The organism is Flavobacterium sp. (genome assembly GCF_040402835.1).
Taxonomy (GTDB): Bacteria; Bacteroidota; Bacteroidia; order Flavobacteriales; family Flavobacteriaceae; genus Flavobacterium.
The window spans coordinates 33581-51149 of record NZ_JBBALW010000015.1 but is presented as its reverse complement, the minus strand read 5'-3'; the positions used below and the strand labels follow the sequence as shown (position 1 = coordinate 51149).

General features: G+C 34.0%; 15 protein-coding genes. 10 read left to right on the top strand and 5 right to left on the bottom strand.

What is annotated here, in order from left to right:
- Positions 1-31 precede the first annotated feature (31 nt).
- The 5 genes from AC9UEH_RS06795 (at position 32) to AC9UEH_RS06775 (ending at position 6429) form a co-directional block, all read left to right on the top strand.
- A complete protein-coding gene (locus AC9UEH_RS06795; RefSeq protein ID WP_509529947.1) occupies positions 32-559 on the top strand; it encodes a lipocalin-like domain-containing protein in 528 nt (175 codons plus the stop codon).
- 212 nt (positions 560-771) lie between these two features.
- Complete coding sequence (gene lon / locus AC9UEH_RS06790; protein WP_509529944.1) at positions 772-3222, top strand: endopeptidase La; 2451 nt, start codon at positions 772-774, stop codon at positions 3220-3222.
- 84 nt (positions 3223-3306) lie between these two features.
- Entirely contained in the window at positions 3307-4329 is a 1023-nt protein-coding gene (porQ, locus tag AC9UEH_RS06785) for a type IX secretion system protein PorQ (RefSeq protein ID WP_509529941.1), read from the top strand.
- A 3-nt stretch (positions 4330-4332) separates the two neighbouring features.
- On the top strand, positions 4333-5016 hold the full coding sequence (cmk, locus tag AC9UEH_RS06780; RefSeq protein WP_509529938.1) for a (d)CMP kinase: 684 nt from the start codon (positions 4333-4335) through the stop codon (positions 5014-5016).
- A 93-nt stretch (positions 5017-5109) separates the two neighbouring features.
- Positions 5110-6429 carry a nucleoside permease gene (locus tag AC9UEH_RS06775; RefSeq protein ID WP_509529935.1) on the top strand — a complete coding sequence of 440 codons (1320 nt, stop codon included), beginning with the start codon at positions 5110-5112 and terminating at the stop codon, positions 6427-6429.
- A gap of 280 nt (positions 6430-6709) precedes the next feature.
- On the opposite strand, the gene AC9UEH_RS06770 is transcribed toward AC9UEH_RS06775, so the two are convergent.
- Positions 6710-7723, bottom strand: coding sequence for a glutamine synthetase beta-grasp domain-containing protein (locus AC9UEH_RS06770; protein ID WP_509529932.1), 1014 nt, complete (start codon positions 7721-7723; stop codon positions 6710-6712).
- A 253-nt stretch (positions 7724-7976) separates the two neighbouring features.
- Between AC9UEH_RS06770 and AC9UEH_RS06765 the strand changes: the two genes are divergently transcribed.
- The 5 genes from AC9UEH_RS06765 (at position 7977) to AC9UEH_RS06745 (ending at position 13333) form a co-directional block, all read left to right on the top strand.
- Positions 7977-10166 (top strand): glutamine synthetase III family protein, encoded by a 2190-nt coding sequence (locus tag AC9UEH_RS06765; protein WP_509529929.1) that lies wholly within the window; start codon positions 7977-7979, stop codon positions 10164-10166.
- Positions 10167-10399: 233 nt separating this feature from the next.
- Positions 10400-11197: an OmpA family protein gene (locus tag AC9UEH_RS06760; RefSeq protein WP_509529926.1), complete on the top strand. Its 798-nt coding sequence runs from the start codon at positions 10400-10402 to the stop codon at positions 11195-11197.
- Between the two features lie 80 nt (positions 11198-11277).
- Positions 11278-12456 (top strand): AIR synthase related protein, encoded by a 1179-nt coding sequence (locus AC9UEH_RS06755; RefSeq protein WP_509529924.1) that lies wholly within the window; start codon positions 11278-11280, stop codon positions 12454-12456.
- A gap of 61 nt (positions 12457-12517) precedes the next feature.
- Positions 12518-12871 (top strand): hypothetical protein, encoded by a 354-nt coding sequence (locus AC9UEH_RS06750; RefSeq protein WP_509529922.1) that lies wholly within the window; start codon positions 12518-12520, stop codon positions 12869-12871.
- 24 nt (positions 12872-12895) lie between these two features.
- The gene (locus AC9UEH_RS06745) at positions 12896-13333 is read left to right on the top strand and encodes a hypothetical protein (RefSeq protein WP_509529920.1); all 438 of its coding nucleotides are present in this window, start codon (positions 12896-12898) and stop codon (positions 13331-13333) included.
- A gap of 71 nt (positions 13334-13404) precedes the next feature.
- Here AC9UEH_RS06745 and AC9UEH_RS06740 read toward each other — a convergent pair whose 3' ends face one another.
- The 4 genes from AC9UEH_RS06740 to AC9UEH_RS06725 form a co-directional block, all read right to left on the bottom strand.
- Complete coding sequence (locus tag AC9UEH_RS06740) at positions 13405-14637, bottom strand: peptidylprolyl isomerase (protein WP_509529918.1); 1233 nt, start codon at positions 14635-14637, stop codon at positions 13405-13407.
- Positions 14638-14711: 74 nt separating this feature from the next.
- Positions 14712-15833, bottom strand: a complete 1122-nt coding sequence (locus tag AC9UEH_RS06735; RefSeq protein WP_509529915.1) for a peptidylprolyl isomerase — start codon at positions 15831-15833, stop codon at positions 14712-14714.
- Positions 15834-15949: 116 nt separating this feature from the next.
- On the bottom strand, positions 15950-16513 hold the full coding sequence (gldI, locus tag AC9UEH_RS06730) for a gliding motility-associated peptidyl-prolyl isomerase GldI (RefSeq protein WP_509529913.1): 564 nt from the start codon (positions 16511-16513) through the stop codon (positions 15950-15952).
- The gene (locus AC9UEH_RS06725; RefSeq protein WP_509529910.1) at positions 16500-17519 is read right to left on the bottom strand and encodes a DHH family phosphoesterase; all 1020 of its coding nucleotides are present in this window, start codon (positions 17517-17519) and stop codon (positions 16500-16502) included. Before AC9UEH_RS06725 ends, gldI begins: the two co-directional genes overlap by 14 nt.
- Positions 17520-17569: the final 50 nt, after the last annotated feature.

The window sequence follows — 17569 nt, the reverse complement described above, 5'->3', positions numbered from 1 at the left end:
ATATTTACAAAAAATTAAATTATACTAAAAAATGAATTCAATAAAACTCTCTTTAGCAATACTATCTTGTTCCGCTTTAGTAACTTTTACCTCTTGTAACATTGAGCCTTTGGATAAAGATTTACTCGGAAACATTATAAATCCAGCAAGTGTAGCAGGATCCTACAGAATGACTGCTTTTAATACAGGAATCCCAACTGATTTAAATAACGATGGTGCCGCGTCAACTAATCAAATGCTAGAAACATCTTGTTTTAATGATAATATTTTGACTATAAATCCTAATGCCACTTTTACTTCAACTTCAAAAGGAGTAGATGTAAGTGCATCAGCAACTTTAGTTTGTTTATCTAATCCAAATATTACAGGTACTTGGGTGCTAAACGGAACGGTGTTAAAATTGATTTATATGAAAGGAAATGTAGAAATAACAGATTTGTATTCTGTATCTGGAAATACCTTGACACATAGTGTACCTCTTGGTCAAATAGTAAGTACTACCTCAACAAATGCAGCTGTATTTTTAAATTCTAGCTATTATTTTGTTTATACAAAATAACTTCTCTTTCAAATTAAAAAAAAGCTATCTTTCTAAGATGGCTTTTTTTTAATGAAACGGCACAAAGATTGCTTTAGTAATGTGGTAATTTAAATGTTTTAAATAAACAATTATTTTACAATTTTTTCTATAAATGGTTTCTTAACAGAAATTATAACCCTTTGAAATCTAGCTATTTATAATCATAATATCAAAACGACTTAATTTATACTATGTCAAATCCTAAAATAATTACTATTGACAATTTGTCACTTCAAGAATTTGATTCCGAAGCAGAATTAATTCCGCTTTTAACACCAGAAGACGAAGAAGAGATGAATAATGAAGAATTACCAGATTCATTAGCTATTCTACCTTTGCGGAACACTGTTTTGTACCCTGGAGTGGTAATTCCAATTACTGCTGGAAGAGATAAATCTATAAAGTTGATTAATGATGCCAATGCAGCAGGAAAAGACATTGGCGTAGTTTCTCAAATAAATGAAGAAGACGAAGATCCATCACAAAACGATATTCATTCCATTGGAACGGTTGCAAAAATACTTCGGGTTCTAAAAATGCCTGATGGTAATATTACCGTAATTTTACAAGGTAAAAAACGTTTTGAAATTGACACCGTTATTTCCCAAGCTCCATATATTACAGCAACCGTAAAAAATATCGTAGAAACACGTCCCGCCAAAAAAGACAAAGAGTTTACCGTTATTATTGATTCTATTAAAGAATTGGCAATCCAAATTATTAAGGAAAGTCCAAATATTCCAACCGAAGCGACTTTTGCAATTAAGAATATTGAAAGTAAATCATTCTTAATCAATTTTGTATCTTCCAATATGAATTTGTCTGTAAAAGAAAAACAAGAGCTCTTAAATATTAAAGATTTAAAAGAGAGAGCTTTAGAAACTTTACGATTCATGAACATTGAACTTCAAAAATTGGAGTTAAAAAATGATATTCAGTCGAAAGTTCGCTTTGATTTAGACCAACAACAACGAGAATATTTTTTGCACCAGCAAATGAAAACCATTCAGGAAGAATTGGGTGGCGCTTCTCAAGAAGAGGAAGTTGAGGAAATGATTGAAAAAGCAACACTCAAAAAATGGGATGAGGTTACAAAAAAACACTTCGAAAAAGAATTGACAAAAATGCGCCGCATGAACCCACAAGCGCCCGATTTTGGCATTCAAAGAAACTATTTAGAATTGTTTTTAGAGTTGCCTTGGAATGAATATTCTAAAGATAATTTCGATTTAAAAAGAGCACAAAAAATACTTGATCGCGACCATTTTGGTTTAGAAGATGTAAAGAAAAGAATGATAGAACATTTGGCAGTTTTGAAATTGCGAAATGATATGAAATCACCAATTATCTGTTTGACAGGACCTCCAGGAGTTGGTAAAACATCCATCGGAAAATCAGTTGCAGAAGCTTTAGGAAGAAAATATGTGAGAATTTCCCTTGGTGGTTTGCGTGATGAAGCAGAAATTCGTGGACATAGAAAAACCTATATCGGTGCGATGTCAGGACGTATTATTCAAAGTTTGAAAAAAGCGGGAACCTCAAATCCTGTTTTTGTATTGGATGAAATCGACAAATTAGCGATGGGAAATCAAGGCGATCCTTCTTCGGCATTATTGGAAGTTTTAGATCCCGAGCAAAACAACGCTTTCTATGATAATTTCCTTGAAATGGGATATGATTTATCAAAAGTAATGTTCATTGCAACGTCTAATAATATGGCAACTATTCAACCAGCATTGCGCGATAGAATGGAAATCATAAAAATGTCTGGCTATACAATTGAAGAAAAAACTGAAATTGCACGCCAACATTTATTTCCGCGTCAATTGAAGGAACACGGTTTGACTTTAAAAGATTTGACGATTGGAAAAAAACAATTGGAGAAAATTGTGGAAGGATATACCCGTGAATCTGGTGTTCGTGGATTAGAAGCTAAAATTGCTCAGGTTATCAGAAATGCTGCCAAATCCATTGCGATGGAAGAGGAGTACAACAAAAAAGTTACAGATTTGGATATCGTTCAAGTTTTGGGCGTTCCAAGATTAGAAAGAGATAAATATGAAAATAATGACGTTGCAGGCGTAGTAACTGGTTTGGCTTGGACAAGCGTTGGCGGTGATATTCTATTCATTGAGTCCTTGATTTCCAAAGGAAAAGGAATGATGACAATTACTGGAAATCTTGGAATAGTAATGAAAGAATCAGCAACTATTGCATTGGAATATATAAAATCAAACGCTGAAATTTTCGGAATTGACTCTGAAATGCTATCCAAGTACAATATTCATTTGCACGTTCCTGAAGGGGCAACACCAAAAGATGGTCCAAGTGCTGGAATTGCAATGTTAACGTCTTTAGTCTCTTTATTTACTCAAAAACGAGTTAAGAAAAGTCTTGCTATGACTGGTGAAATTACCCTAAGAGGTAAAGTTTTACCCGTTGGAGGAATTAAAGAAAAAATATTGGCAGCCAAAAGAGCCAACATTAAAGAAATTGTTTTGTGTCACGAAAACAAGAGTGATATTGATGAAATTAAACCTCAATATTTAGAGGGATTGACGTTTCATTACGTAAAAGAAATGAGCGAGGTTTTAGCAATTGCTTTAACCGACCAGAAAGTCAAAAACGCTAAAGTTTTATAATTCAAAAACGGCTAAGAAATTAGCCGTTTTTTTTATTAAAAATAATATCTTCGCATTTGCGTTATATAAGCAGAAAATTCAAACATGTTTAAAAACCAATTATATTTAAGCTTCCTTCTTTTTTGTTCCATAACTTACGGTCAAATAGGTGGGCAATCGGTATATCAGTTTTTAAATTTGGTAACTTCGCCACGTCAGGCGGCATTGGGAGGGAAAACAATTACAATTTATGATGACGATGTCAACCAAGCCAATTTTAATCCTGCAACAATAAATTCAGAAATGGACAATCATCTGGCTATGAATTATGGAAGTTATTTTGGAGAAGTAACCTATGGAACCGCTTCCTATGCTTATACATTTGATCGTCATTTGCAAACTTTTCAAGTGGGTGTAAATTATGTTAATTATGGAAAATTTCAAGGAACAGATGAAACTGGAAATGCCACTTCTGATTTTACAGGAAGTGAAATGGCACTGTCTTTAGGATATTCTTTTATGATTCCTAATGTTCCTGTTCACTTTGGTGCCAATGCAAAATTAATTTCATCCACCTTAGAAAGTTATAATTCTTTTGGTGGTGCCGTTGATTTGGGTGCGCTATTTATTGACGAACGAAACGATGTAAATTGGGCTTTGGTTGTCAGAAATATTGGCACACAATTTACTTCCTATTCTGGTACAAATGAAAAGTTACCAATGGAAGTATTGATAGGAGTTTCTCAAGAAGTTGAAAACGTGCCCATTCGTTGGCACTTAACATTAGAAAATTTACAACAGTGGAACATTGCTTTTTCAAATCCTGCACGTGCTATTGGTTCAATAGATGGCGGTTCGACACCTGAGAAAGTTTCGTTTTTTAATAATGCTTTACGTCATTTAATCATTGGCGTTGAATTATTTCCAAAGAAAAGTTTTAATGTTCGTTTGGGATATAATTTCAGAAGAGGCGAGGAGTTGAGTATTTTAGAGCAACGTAATTTCTCAGGAATTTCTGTTGGATTCGGATTAAAATTCAATAATCTAAAATTCAATTATTCGTATTCTCGTTATACATTAGCAGCGAATACAAGTTTATTTGGTTTAACTATTAACTTTCAAGAATAGATTTTGGATAAAAAAATTACTATTGCGATAGACGGTTTTTCGTCAACAGGAAAAAGTACTTTGGCAAAACAATTGGCAAAACATTTAGGCTATGTTTACGTCGATACTGGGGCAATGTATCGTGCCGTTGCTTATTTTGCAATGCAAAACGGATTTATAAAATCTGATTTTTTCGATAAAAACGGCTTGATTGAAAGTTTACCAAATATAAAATTACACTTCCAATTCAACCCTGAATTGGGATTTGCAGAAATGTTTTTGAACGATGTAAATATTGAGAAAAAAATTCGGACGATTGAAGTTTCTAATTACGTGAGTAAAGTGGCTGAAGTTTCCGAAGTTCGAGCCAAATTAGTTGAGCAACAACAGGAAATGGGAAAAAACAAAGGCATTGTGATGGACGGAAGAGACATTGCTACAGTGGTTTTTCCGGATGCCGAACTCAAGATTTTTATGACTGCAAGTGCGCAAACTCGGGCACAAAGACGCTTTGACGAATTGCAACAAAAAGGCGATGCTGTTTCTTTTGACGAAGTTTTAAAAAATGTTGAAGAGCGCGATTATATAGATACGCACAGAGACGATTCCCCATTATTAAAAGATAAAAATGCCATTGAAATTGATAATTCTTTCCTCACTCGAGAAGAACAATTTGATAAAGTTTTAGCTTTAGTGCATACCATTTAATATTTTTAGATAATAACTCCAATTATTATTTGAATATATTAATTTATTGTTAGATTTACATTTGAAAAAATTCTCAAATCTAAATTTAATTCTATGAATATTAAAAATCAGCTTACTTTAATGAACTTTTTCCAGCTCTTTGTGTGGGGTGCATGGCTCACTACATTAGCTAGTTATGGTTTTGGTTTTAAGAAATGGACTGGACAAGATTTTGGGATTGTTTTTTCTACACTTGGGATAGCTTCAATTATTATGCCTGCAATATCTGGTATTATTGCAGATAAATTCATGAATTTAGAAAAACTGTATGGTTTACATCATATTTTATACGGATTATCCTTACTTGTAATTCCTCACATAGATAATGCTTCTACATTTTTTTGGGTGATGTTGCTTGCAATGGTTTTTTATATGCCAACGCTTTCTTTGTCAAATGCACTTTCTTATACAATATTAAAGAATAATAATTACGATGTTGTAAAAGTATATCCACCAATTAGAGTTTTTGGAACTATTGGATTTATTGTGGCTATGTGGGTTACAAATTTGATAAGTGATCCTGAATCACCTCTAGAATTTGGTTTAAAAGTTGGAAATAAGCTGTCACAATTTACTGGAATGGCGATTCAATGCAATCAATTTTATATTGCAGCTTTATTTGCAATTTTATTAGGTATTTATTCAATGACTTTGCCTAAATGTCCTCCCAAAAATGAAATAGATACAGAAAATGCTACTTTAGCTGAAAAATTAGGGTTGCAAGGATTTAAATTGTTTAAGCAAACTAAATTAGCTACTTTTTTTGTTTTTAGTGTTTTTTTAGGTGCTGCTCTACAATTGACCAATATGTATGGAGAAACGTATATTAAAGATTTTAAAAATTTCCCAGAATTTGCCAATACTTTTGCAGTTCAATCTGCTAATATTGTTCTGTCCATTTCTCAAATTTCAGAAACCATTTTTATATTGGCAATCCCTTTTTTCTTGAAGAGATATGGAATTAAAAGGGTTATGCTTTTTAGTTTAATAGCCTGGGTTCTTCGGTTTGGTTTTTTTGCATATGGAGACCCAATTAATAGTTTGTGGATGATTTTAATGTCGAACATTGTTTATGGATTTGCCTTTGATTTTTTTAATATCTCTGGCTCATTATTCATTGAAACGACTACAGATTCTAAAATTCGTTCCTCTGCTCAAGGATTGTTTATGATGATGACCAATGGTTTTGGGGCAGTTTTAGGAAGTTTATCTAGTGGATATTTAATTGATAATTATTTCACACATAAAGGTATTAAAGATTGGCATAACATTTGGCTAACATTTGCAGTTTATGCCGCCGTAATAGCAGTTGCTTTCGCCATTTTCTTTAAGCACAAACACAATCCTGAAGAAATTACAGAAATCAATCATTAATCAAAAATACTCCTCTATAAACCCGATAGCCATAAAGGTATCGGGTTTTTCATTTCAATTTTTTTTTGGGCATGCCCCTTCGTAAAAACTTCGGGTCAGGTCGTTCGCTTCAATCTCTGTTCCACTTCGCTCCACAAAGGATTTCCGCTGCCACCCTGACCGAGTTTAGACAGATTGCCACGTTCCTCGCAATGACGTAAATGAGGGCGCGCCCAAATAAAAAAAGTGCCTTCATTTCTGAAAGCACTTTTGATTGTTGTAGTTGTTGTAGTAGTATTTATTATAATGCGGATTTAACGGTTTTTATGATTCTAGCAGCAATTTTGTAAGGATCGCCATTAGATGCTGGTCGTCTGTCTTCTAACCAACCTTTCCATCCTTTTTGAACGGTCATTAAAGGTATACGGATGGAACATCCTCTGTCTGAAACCCCGTAAGAGAAATCGTGAATCGATGCAGTTTCGTGTTTTCCTGTCAAACGTAAATCGTTATAAGCACCGTAAACCGCGATGTGTTCTGCTGTTACTGGGCGGAATGCTTCACATATTTTTTCGTAGGTTGCTTGGTCTCCACACGTTCTCAAAACCTCATTAGAGAAATTGGCGTGCATTCCTGAACCATTCCAATCGGTGTCTCCCAACGGTTTTGGGTGGTATTCTATATAATAACCGTATTTTTCGGTTAAACGATCTAATAAATAACGGGCAACCCAAATTTCGTCACCTGCTTTTTTAGCTCCTTGAGCAAACAATTGGAATTCCCATTGTCCGCAAGCAACTTCTTGATTAATTCCTTCAAAGTTAATTCCTGCGGCGATACATAAATCGGCATGTTCTTCAACTAAAGCTCTTCCGTGCGTGTTTTTTCCACCTACCGAACAGTAGTACATTCCTTGTGGTGCTGGGTAACCTCCAATTGGGAATCCTAAAGGCAATAAAGTTTTGGTATCCATAATGAAATATTCTTGCTCAAATCCGAACCAGAAATCTCCGTCATCGTCAATAGTTGCTCTGCCGTTAGAGGCATGTGGCGTACCATCTGCATTCATAACTTCGGTCATTACTAAATAGCCATTGATGCGAGTTGGGTCTGGGTAGATTGCAACAGGAACTAACAAACAGTCTGAAGATCCGCCTTCGGCTTGTTTTGTTGAGGAACCATCAAAAGACCAATTTCCGATTTCAGCTAAAGTTCCTTGAAAATTTGCATGTTCTTCAACTTTAGTTTTGCTTCTTAAATTTTGAGTTGGGTCATATCCGTCCAACCAAATGTACTCTAACTTTATTTTTGCCATTGTAATAGGAGTTAAATTTTAATTAAAATACAAAAATAAATTAAAAATTGTAAGCGCCCAAAATTAGGGGGTAGTTTTTATTAACGATGTGTTATTTTTAGTAAAATTTTATTTTTTAGGGGGGTAAAGCTCCAAAAAGTTATTTTTTAACGTCATAAATGAATAATTTGACAATTTATTAAAGTTAATGATTAGACATTTTTATATATTCGCATTTAAAAGCAATGATTTATTAAATTTAATATCAATTTTTATGGCAAATTTACGTTTTCAAGCATTATTTGAAGCTTCCAACAGAAGTCTAATCAAATTTGAAGAGACCGATAGAAAATCGACTATTTTCGGTTCTAATGTGTTCAATGACAAAGCAATGAAGCAGTTTTTAACTTCTGATGCGCACAAAGCCGTTAAAGATGCAGTTCAATTTGGTACAAAAATCGATAGAAAATTAGCCGATTATATTGCTATGGGAATGAAAGAATGGGCGTTGTCAAAAGGTGTAACTCATTATACGCATTGGTTTCAACCCCTTACAGGAACTACAGCCGAGAAGCACGATGCATTTTTTGAAACTTCCTACGATGGAAGTGATCCGGTTGAAAAATTTGGTGGTGCGCAATTGGTGCAACAAGAACCAGATGCTTCGAGTTTTCCAAATGGAGGAATCAGAAATACATTTGAAGCCCGTGGATATACCGCTTGGGATCCAACTTCACCTGCATTTATATATGGTACGACTTTGTGCATTCCTACCGTTTTCATTTCCTATACTGGAGAAGCATTAGATAATAAAATTCCTTTGTTGCGTGCCTTGTCTGCTATGGATGAGGCGGCTACAGATGTATGTAAATATTTTGATAAAAATGTAAAGAAAGTAAACGCCACTTTGGGTTGGGAGCAAGAATATTTCTTAATTGATAAATCATTGGCGAATTCTCGTCCCGATTTAATGATGACAGGACGAACATTAATTGGTCATACTTCTGCCAAAGGACAACAATTGGACGATCATTATTTTGGGTCAATTCCAACGCGGGCTTTAACTTTTATGAGAGATTTGGAACAAGAATGTATGTTGCTTGGAATCCCTGTAAAAACGCGTCACAATGAAGTGGCACCCAACCAATTTGAGTTGGCTCCCATTTTTGAAGAAACAAATTTGGCCGTAGATCACAATTGTTTGTTGATGGATGTTATGCATAAAGTGGGCGAGCGTCACGATTTGAAAGTATTGTTGCACGAAAAACCATTTAAGGGCGTAAACGGTTCCGGAAAACACAACAACTGGTCATTGGCAACGGATACAGGCGTAAATCTATTAAGTCCAAGCAAAACGCCAATGAGCAATTTACAGTTTTTGACTTTCTTTATCAATACTATAAAAGCAGTAAATGATTATGAGGCGTTATTGCGAGGTGCTATTGCAACTGCCAGTAACGATCACAGATTAGGTGCTAATGAAGCGCCACCAGCAATTATTTCTGTTTTTATTGGAGAACAATTAACGAAAGTATTGGCTGAATTAGAAGGGGTAACTTCCGGGAAATTATCACCAGAAGAGAAAACAGATTTAAAATTGAATGTTGTGGGTAAAATTCCAGATGTACTGTTGGATAATACCGACAGAAATAGAACGTCACCATTTGCCTTTACAGGCAATAAATTTGAGTTTAGAGCCGTTGGTTCTTCTGCAAATTGTTCTAATGCGATGACCACTTTGAATACGATTGTTGCCAAACAATTGAAAGATTTCAAAATTGAAGTCGATGGTTTGATTGAATCAAAAGGAATGAAGAAAGACGATGCTATTTTCAATATTTTGAGAGAATATATTAAAGTATCTAAGAAAATTCTTTTTGAAGGAGATGGTTACAGCGAAGCTTGGGAAATTGAAGCCGCAAAAAGAGGATTGAGTAATTCAAAAACTACTCCTGAAGCATTGAAAGCTAGAGCATCAAAGCAAGCATTGGATTTATTTTCAGAAATGGGAATTATGAATCACGTGGAAGCGGAAGCTAGATATGAAATTGAATTAGAAGAATATACCAAGAAAATTCAAATTGAAGGACGGGTTTTGGGAGATATTTCTCAAAATCATGTAATCCCAACTGCTATTCGGTATCAAAATACATTAATAGAAAATGTAAAAGGGCTGAAAGAAATTTTCGGTTCTGATTTCGAGAAAATTGCCAAAGAACAAATCCGTTTAATCAAAGAAATTTCTAAGCATATTGAAGGTATCAATACTAAAGTTGAGGAAATGACCGATGCACGTAGAAATGCAAATGTGCTTACCGACGCACTAGAAATGGCGGAAGCCTATTGCAATAAAGTAAAACCTTATTTTGAAATCATCAGAGACCACTGCGATAAATTAGAGCTTTTGGTTGACGATGAAATCTGGACATTGACAAAATACAGAGAATTGTTGTTTACGAAATAGTAGGCGAGAAGTATAAATTTTAAATGGGATTTGCATCAAAATGAATCCCGTTTTTTTATATTATAAAAATGTATTAACTTTGATAATGACTTAAGTAAGTCGAAAGTTTAAATGTCGTAAAGTGAAAAGTCTCGATAGAGTAAAAAACTATTTAGAATCAGCCAATTACAATAAATTACATTTTTAAATAAGACACTTTATTATACTTACTACCTATTAATTATTAAAATATAATGATGAAATTGAAACTTTTATTGGCATTGCTTCTTATCAACATTGGAACTTTAAAAGCACAAGAAAAACTTGAAGTATTCTTCGATTTTGATAAATACGAAATCAATATGGCTGCCAACCAAAAATTAGTGGATTGGGTTGCGGCTTCAAAAAACATTGAGGTACAGAAAATTTTTGGCTTTTGCGACTGGAAAGGCAGTAACAATTATAACGATACTTTGTCTTGGAAGCGCGTTCACTCGGTTTATGATTTCTTGAAAGACAGAAATGTAAAAATCAAAAGTGATTATGAAATTAAAGGTTTTGGAAAAGATTTTGAACAGTCAAAAATACAATCTGAAAATAGAAAAGTTACGGTAGTTTACGAAATTATCAAGGAAGCAATTCCTAAAACAAAAGAAGCTGTTTTACTAGAGGAGTTGAATATAGCTTTGAAAACAGCTAAAGTGGGCGATATTATCAAACTCAAAAACATCTATTTTTACAACAATTCACCAAGATTATTACCAAAATCAAAACCTATTTTATATGAATTGTTGTGCGTGATGAATGACAATCCAAAGCTAAAAATAGAAATACAAGGACACATTTGTTGCCAAACAGTTCCCGGACAATACGATGTTTCTTCAGCTAGAGCTAAAGCAGTTTGGGTTTTTCTTATTCAAAATAAAATCAATAGAAAGCGAATTACTTTCAAAGGTTTCGGAACCACAAAACCCGTTCATCCCATACCTGAACAATCTGAGCAAGAGGAAGAAGACAACCGCCGTGTGGAAATTATGATTGTGGAAAATTAAATATTTCTATATTTCCAACATTTGAAAATTTCACATCCGATAATTCCAATTATCTTTGCAAACAACTACACAACTAAAAAATGAGTTCAGATACAAGCAAACGGTATGCACTTCGTGGTGTTTCAGCATCCAAAGAAGACGTTCATAACGCAATAAAAAACATTGACAAGGGTTTGTTTCCACAAGCTTTTTGTAAAATTATCCCCGATTATTTAACGCAAGATGAAGAATATTGTCTCATAATGCACGCTGATGGAGCAGGAACAAAATCCTCATTGGCCTATATGTATTGGAAAGAAACAGGCGATATTTCTGTTTGGAAAGGCATTGCACAAGATGCATTAATAATGAATATTGATGATTTATTATGTATTGGTGCTACTGATAATATTTTATTATCTTCAACAATTGGGAGAAATAAAAACCTAATTACATCAGAAGTAATTTCGGCAATTATCAACGGAACGGAAGAATTAATTGCAGAATTGAAAACCTACGGCGTAACCATTCATTCCACAGGCGGAGAAACTGCAGATGTTGGCGATATTGTGCGCACCATCATAGTAGATTCAACGGTTACTGCCAGAATGAAACGCAGCGATGTGATTGATAATGCCAATATAAAAGCAGGTGATGTTATTGTAGGATTGGCTTCTTTTGGTCAATCGAGTTACGAAAAAAGCTACAATGGTGGAATGGGAAGCAACGGATTAACGTCGGCACGACACGATGTTTTTGGTAATTATTTGGCTCAAAAATATCCTGAAAGTTTTGACGCGGCAGTTCCTCAAGATTTGGTTTATTCTGGAAAAGTAAAGTTGACAGATGCTGTGAAAAATTCACCGATTGATGCGGGGAAATTAGTGCTGTCGCCAACAAGAACCTACGCCCCAATCATCAAGAAAATACTAGAAAAATACAATTCAGATTCCATTCACGGAATGGTGCATTGCAGTGGTGGCGCACAAACCAAGATATTGCATTTCGTAGAAAACCTACATATTATCAAAGATAATTTATTTCCGGTACCGCCTTTATTTCAGTTGATTCAAGAGCAATCTACAACCGATTGGAAGGAAATGTACCAAGTTTTCAATTGCGGTCACCGTATGGAATTGTATGTTCCTGAAGCCGTTGCCAATGACATTATTGCCATTTCAAAATCGTTTAATGTTGACGCCCAAATTGTTGGTAGAGTAGCAGCATCAGATACAAAAAAATTGACAATCACCAGTGAATATGGTGTTTTTGAATATTAATGATATCACTTTTCTCAATTACCTTTGAACCTTTGAACCTTTATCTTTTAATCTTTTTACCATGTACGAATTAGTTTTTTGGATTTACCAAGACGGAATTTACCTCAATCACCATTTAGTGTATGAATGCATCGTAGAAGAAGAATTGGTAGAAGGTTTAGAAGATTTACCAACAACCGTAATCCTAAACCGAATTAATACTTTGTTCTCAAAATGGGAACGAGTGGATGAAAACAGTTGGAAAAACAACAATGGTCCAGGCGCATTCCACGTTCGTACCACTTCTCAAAGCATAAAAATTGATTGCTACGGAACCGAAGGAAAAACGATGGATATTTTAGTCAATGCCCTCGAAGAATTCAGATGTCCTTTATATGACCCACAAGTACCAGAGCGGTATGATGGAGTGGAGTAGGCGTATTTAATAATAAATATTTTTATGAAAATAAACCCAAAAAACGGAATAGATCAACTTGTTTTCGGAATGAAACAAAACGATGTAATTGCTATTTATGGGAAACCAAATAGGAATTATAAAGATGAAGACGACAACGTGATTTTTTCCTATAATTCCCTTAAAATGCGTTTGACTTTCTATAAAGAGGAGGACTTTAGAATGGGTTATATCGTGGCTTCGAGTGCCGAAATGGAATTGTTTGGCAACAAAATTATCGGTAGAAAAATCAGTGATGTAAAATCAGAATTGGCTCAAAAAGGAATTGCAAAATTCACACAAGAAGAATTTGATACTTTTGAAAACTATTTCAATGAAGACCATTGGATTATCTTTCAAACAGAATTTGATGAAGTTGTAAAATTCGAAATCGGTGCTATCATCAATGATAAAGACGAATTTGACTGGAAATTCAAAAGTTAGGTTCAAAAAATCACAATAAAAAAAGGTGTTTCAGAGATTTCTGAAACACCTTTTTTGTGGTATAAACTTAATTATTTTTTAGCTTCTGTAGCAACTGGTGCTGGCATCGCTTCTAATAATTCCATTTCAAAAATGATATTAGCATTTGGTGGAATCACATTTCCTGCTCCTCTTTCGCCATATCCTAATTTTGAAGGGATGAAAACTACCGCTTTATCTCCAAAAGATAGTGCATTTAAACCTTCGATAAATCCAGGAATCAAGCCGTCTTTTTTACCGTATTGAAATGGAAAAGGTTGGTATCCGTTTTGAGAAGCTCTGTTTTGATCAAATTTTCCGTAGGTTTTATTTACTTCTTCATAGCTGCTATCAAATAAGGTTCCGTCTTCAAGATAACCAGCATAATGTATAAAAACATTTGCTCCGTCAGCAGGTTTTACACCAGCCCCTTTTTGAATAATTTTATATTCTAATCCTGTTTCAGATTTTATTGCTGTAGTCCTGATTGTTCCAAATTCAGCCACTTTTGTAGCTTTTACAGTTCCGTATTTTGCATCGTAAACTTTCTTTGCTTCAGCATCAATTGCCGCTTGTTTTGCTCTAGCCTCTGCTTGTGCTGCATTTTGTTTTGCATCGTCACCTGCTTTATTTGCGTAGTAATCAGAGAAAACTTTAGGCGCATCGAATTTTTTTGCTTCTGCACCAACTCTTGAAACGGTAACTTTTAGCATTACATCGTCTTGAACGATTGCATTCACAACATCCATTCCTGATACAACGTGACCAAAAATAGTGTGTTTTCCGTTTAACCAAGGTGTGTCTTTATGCGTAATAAAAAACTGACTGCTATTGGTTGCAGGACCTGAATTTGCCATAGCAAGAATTCCTCCTTTGTCAAATTTCATTTCAGGAATACATTCATCTTTGAAGCTATAGCCGCAACCTCCAGAACCATTTCCAGCTGGGTCACCACCTTGAATCATAAAATCTTTGATAACTCTGTGGAATTTTAAGCCATTATAAAAAGGTTTCCCTTTTTGTTTTTCGTCTGTTACAAATGTATTTGTACCTTCAATTAAAGAAACAAAATTGGCAACAGTAATTGGTGTTTTTTTGTATTCTAATACCACTACAATTTTTCCTTTTGTAGTTTCAAATTCTGCAAAAATCCCATCGTTTGCAGCTGGATTTAGTTTCTGAACTGTAGCTACTGGTTTTTTAGTGGCAACAACTTTTTTAGTTTTTTGAGAATAAATCGAAGTAGTTATTCCAAAGAACACTAAAAACAATACTTTAAATTTCATTTTATTTAGTTTAAAAGCTCCTTACTTATTTGCGTTATGCTGGGATTTCAGGTTTATTCCCAATTCGTTATTTATTATTTAGGCATATTTTCTAACAATTCAATTTCAAAAATGATATTGGCATTTGGTGGAATTACGCCGCCAGCACCAGCTTCTCCGTAACCCAAACGAGTTGGAATAAATAAAATTGCCTTGTCTCCAAAAGAGATATTTTCAATTCCTTCAATAAAACCAGGAATCATACCGTCTTTTTTACCCGCTTGAAAAGGAATTGGGGTATATTGTTTAGCGTCCGCTCTTCGTTGGTCAAATTTACCAAATGCATTTGCCACAGCTTCAATACTTGTATCAAATAAGGTTCCATCTTCTAAAAATCCTGCGTAATGAATGTAAATTGTTGCTCCATTTACTGGTTTTTTGCCACTTCCTTTTTTAGTAATTTTAAATTGCAAACCACTTTTTGTGGTAACAGAAGTTGCTTTCAAAGTCACAAAAGAGGCTACTTTAGCTTCAATAATTGGTTTGTATTTTTCGATGTAAATGGTATTATTTTCAGCATCAATTTTAGCTTGGTTTTTCAAATTTTCAGCTTCGTTTGCAAAGAAATTACTGAATACTTTAACGGCATCAAATTTCTTCGCTGCTTCTCCTTTTCTAATAATAGTTATGGATTTTATATCGTCATTTTGAACAATCGCATTCACGGTTTCCATTCCATTTTCAATAACGTGACCAAAAATAGTATGCAATCCATTTAGCCAAGGCGTTTCTTTGTGTGTAATGAAAAACTGGCTGCTATTGGTTCCAGGTCCTGAATTTGCCATTGCCAATAATCCACCTTGATCAAATTTTAAATCGGTAATTTCATCTTTAAATTTGTAACCTGTATCTCCGGTTCCATCTCCCAAAGGATCGCCACCTTGAATCATAAAATCAGGAATTACTCTGTGAAATTTTAAGTTGTTGTAAAAAGGTTTTCCCTTGAATTGTTCGTTTACATAACTGTTATTTCCTTCTGCTAATGTTACGAAATTGGCAACTGTTATTGGTGTTTTCTCGTATTCTAATTGTGCTACAATCGTTCCTTTATTGGTTACAATTTCAGCGTACAATCCGTCTTTTAAATTGCTATGGGCGTCTTTGCAAGAAATAAATGTTGCAATTATCATTAACAATAAAGGTATTCTTTTTTTCATTTTAATTACTATTTGTTTGATTATATGAAGCTTTGCTTCGTTTTTTTTTGCCACAGATTTCACAGATTTTCACAGATTTTTTTATGAATTTTAGAATATCTGATGCGTTATATTTATTATTTAATTATTTTTTCTTCAGGTTTAAAATCATTTAAAGTTACGGTGCAAATAATGGGTTCATTTGTTCCAATTCTTCGCTCGTCACCGTGATATCCGTAGGCTACGTGTGAAGGGAAAAGAAAGGTTATTTTTTCCTTTTTGTGCATTAATTTTATTCCGTGACGCAACCCAATCATTATCTTTTGCTCTTTGTCAACGTGATATTCTTGTGGTTTTAATTCAACATCAGAATAGATAATATTTCCTTTTAAATCTTTGATTTCATAATCAAAATAGGCAACATCACCTTTTTTAGGTCGTAAAGTGTCCAATTCATTTTTGCTTTCATAATAATACCAATATCCCTTTGTGGAAGCAATATAATTCATTTCTGGATTGCTTTTTATAATGGAATCAATCTTTGCTTCTTCGGTTGCAATGAGTTTTTTATTGCGCTCGGCAGATTCTTTCATAAAAGTTCCCGACGATTGTGAAATTGGTCTTCTCGCTTTTTGTTGACTACAACTCAAAAAAGTAAATACTCCAATAAATAGAAGTAGTAATTGCTTAAATAATTTCATTTAGTTTTAAATTTTGAGTTACCAAACCTTTAAATTTTTTGATAGTTTCTTCTAACGATAATTCCGATTTTCCCCCAGCAGCATTGATATGTCCGCCGCCGCTAAAGTTGTCTCTTGCAAATTGATTGACATCGAAATCGCCTTGTGAACGGAACGATATTTTTATGATTTTCTCTTCTTTATTTTCGATAAAAAGGGCTGTAAAAATAATACCTTTTATCGTTAATCCATAATTTACAATTCCTTCCGTATCGCCTTTAATGTGTTCAAAACTATCCAATTCTGCTTGAGACAGCGTGATATATGACGTATTAAATTCCGACATCACTTTCATATTTTGTAACGCTCTGCCCAATAATTGCAAACGATTGTAGGAATTATTATCGAATAATAAATTTGGAATCAAAGTGTTTTCAACGCCCAAATCTATCAAACTTGCTACAATTCGATGTGTTTTTCCTGTTGTTTTTGGAAATCGAAACGAACCAGAATCAGTTAGAATTCCAGTATAAATGCAAGTTGCAATTGTTTTGTCTAATAAATGAGTTTGATCTAATAATTCAATGAAATTGTAAACCATTTCACAAGTAGAACCAAATTGCGTATCAGAATAAGTAAATTCAGCATAATCATCTGGTTTTTGATGATGATCTATCATTATATAAGGTGCGGTCAGTTCTTTTAAAATAGTTTCCATTTCCCCAACACGATGCAGCGCATTGAAATCTAAAGTAAAAAGTAATGCAGCTTCTTGAAGAATTTTTGTGGTTTCGTCTTTGTGTTTTTCATACGTCAAAACGGTTTCAGAACCAGGAAGCCAGTCTAAAAATTCAGGAAATTCGTTTGGTGAAATTACAAGTACTTCGTGCTTTAATTTTAATAAAAAATGGTATAAACCCAAAGTAGAACCCATTGCGTCCCCATCAGGATTGCGATGCGGAATAATTACAATTTTTTTTGGTGTTGCTAAAAGCGACTTTATCGTTTGGATGTCAAAATTTTTCATAGACTGCGAAGTTACATTTTTTTCACAAAATAGAAACAATTTAACACGTT